The organism is Paenalcaligenes sp. (assembly GCF_030152715.1).
In the GTDB taxonomy this organism is placed as follows: Bacteria; Pseudomonadota; Gammaproteobacteria; order Burkholderiales; family Burkholderiaceae_B; genus Paenalcaligenes; species Paenalcaligenes hermetiae.
The window spans coordinates 1-2,634 of record NZ_JASLIX010000065.1 but is presented as its reverse complement, the minus strand read 5'-3'; the positions used below and the strand labels follow the sequence as shown (position 1 = coordinate 2,634).

The following is a 2,634-nucleotide window of genomic DNA, read 5'->3' as shown; positions in this document are numbered from 1 at the left end:
CCGTAACCCACTAAATTAAAACCTAAAGCATCTAAATACGGGGTCAGACCAGCACGCTCATAGTAATCGGTCACCACGCGCGAGCCAGGTGCCAGGCTGGTTTTGACCCAAGGCTTACGCGTTAAGCCTTTTTCATGCGCTTTTTTCGCAACCAGCGCGGCGGCGATCATAACGCTGGGGTTAGAGGTATTGGTACATGAGGTAATCGCTGCAATGACCACGGCCCCGTCTTTTAAGGTGTAGGTCTGGCCGTCATCACTCTGCACAGAGACTTCGGTATTTTTCTTCTTAGGCTGGTCATGTGCTGGCACATCTGAAGCCGGGAAAGATTCTTTAAGCGCCTCATCGTAATCTGCGGCACTTTGCTGTTTTTCTAATTGAGCTAGCTCCTTTCTAAAAGCAGGTTGTGCCGAACTAAGCGGCACACGATCCTGCGGACGCTTTGGTCCAGCAATGGATGGCACAATGGAAGCCAGATCTAGTTCTAAATGCTCAGAGTAAACAGGCTCATGGTCGGGATCATGCCATAACCCTTGTGCTTTGGCATAAGCTTCGACCAAAGCAATTTGCGCCTCGCTACGCCCTGTTAAGCGTAAATAATGTATGGTTTCCTCATCAATGGGAAACATAGACACGGTGGAGCCGTATTCTGGGCTCATATTACCAATAGTGGCTCGGTTCGCTAAAGGCACCGCGCTGACCCCAGGACCATAAAATTCCACAAACTTGCCCACTACGCCGTGCTTGCGCAACATCTCGGTAATCGTTAAAACCAAGTCCGTCGCAGTCACCCCTTCGGGTAAAGAGCCCGTAAGTTTAAAACCCACCACACGTGGCACCAACATAGAAATGGGTTGTCCCAGCATAGCGGCTTCGGCCTCAATACCCCCAACACCCCAAGCAACTACACCTAATCCGTTCACCATCGGTGTATGCGAATCTGTCCCCACACAGGTATCAGGATACGCATAGGCGGTGCCGTTCTCTTCTTTGGTAAAAACAACACGCGACAAATGCTCTAGATTCACCTGATGCACAATCCCTGTTCCCGGAGGCACCACTTTAAAATTATCAAAAGCCTCTTGTCCCCAACGTAAAAACTGATAGCGCTCCACATTACGCTGGTATTCAATTTCGACGTTACGCTGAAACGATTGGTTATGCGCAAAATCATCCACAATCACAGAGTGGTCAATCACCAGCTCTACTGGCACCAATGGATTAATCCGTTTTGGGTCTCCGCCTAACTGCGCCATCGCTTCGCGCATGGCGGCCAAATCCACTACAGCTGGTACCCCAGTGAAATCCTGCAACACGACCCGAGCAGGGCTAAAAGCAATCTCATAGTCAGGCTGCGCACTGGGATCCCAATTCGCCAAAAAGCGAATATGATCCGCGGTTACATTAACCCCGTCTTCGGTACGCAATAAATTTTCGAGGAGGATTTTCAGACCGTAGGGCAAACGGTGTACGTCTAAGCCTTGATCTTGTAGGGCAGATAGCTGAAAAATTTGATAGGACTGCGAGCCTACTGTTAGCTCGCCACGTGCTTTAAAGCTGTTGGGATGTGACATACAAACCTCCTTGCTCGTTGGTGAACGCTGTTTGTTTCAGCCGACCCAAACTACAAGCCGCTGCCTACTACAGCGTGTGACGTCATACATCTATCATACACTGGAAAAAAAGCGGCCATAAAGGCCGCGCAAAATAAGGTGCAATTACAGTGCTCGTAATTCGGTCTGCACCTGGTCAAATACCTCTGTTACTGTAGCATCCGGCTCTCTCCCCATCTGGCTCACAAGATAAATGGCTAGCGTACCAAATAAAAACCCCGGAATAATTTCATAAATACCAAACCAACTAAAGTGGTTCCAAACCAAAACCACCACCGCCCCAACAATCATGCCCGCCAAAGCCCCATTTCGGGTCATACGACGCCACATCAACGACATCAATACCACCGGACCAAATGCCGCGCCAAACCCCGCCCAGGCATAGCTCACCATCGCCAATACCCGGCTCTCTGGATTCCATGCCAGAGCAATCGCAACAAGTGCCACCAACAACACCATTGATCGCCCAAACCATACCAGCTCCTTATCACTCGCACGACGGCGCACAAAGGTTTTATAAATATCTTGAGTCAATGAGCTAGAACAAACCAAAAGCTGAGCCGATAAGGTACTCATCACCGCGGCCAAAATCGCCGCCAATAAAATGCCAGCAACCCATGGGTTAAACAGCAGCATAGAAAATTCAATAAAAACACGCTCGGGGTTAGCGATGACCCCTGCCGCTTGCTCAGGGTGTGCCGCAAAATACGCGATCCCAAAAAATCCAACAGCCACCGCTCCACCTAAGCATAAAATCATCCACGTCATACCAATTCGACGTGCATGGGGAATGGTTTGCACCGAATCCGCTGCCATAAAGCGCACCAAAATATGAGGCTGCCCAAAATACCCCAAGCCCCACGCTAAGGCAGAAATCACGCCAACTTTAGATACGCCCGATAACACATCCACACTAGTTGGCTGTACGGACTGCGCTACTGTCACGGCCTCGTTAAGCCCGCCCACCTGATGCAACACAATCAAAGGAATCAGTACTAATGCAGTAAACATGAGCGAAGCT

General features: G+C 49.8%; 2 protein-coding genes. Both read right to left on the bottom strand.

All coding sequences use genetic code 11. From position 1 onward, the window contains the following. On the bottom strand, positions 1-1,574 hold a 1,574-nt coding region (gene acnA, locus Q1V74_RS05385), incomplete at its 3' end, for an aconitate hydratase AcnA (protein WP_300647389.1). Positions 1,575-1,718: 144 nt separating this feature from the next. Further along, positions 1,719-2,634: sodium/solute symporter (locus Q1V74_RS05380; protein ID WP_300647388.1), on the bottom strand; the 916-nt coding region annotated here is incomplete at its 5' end.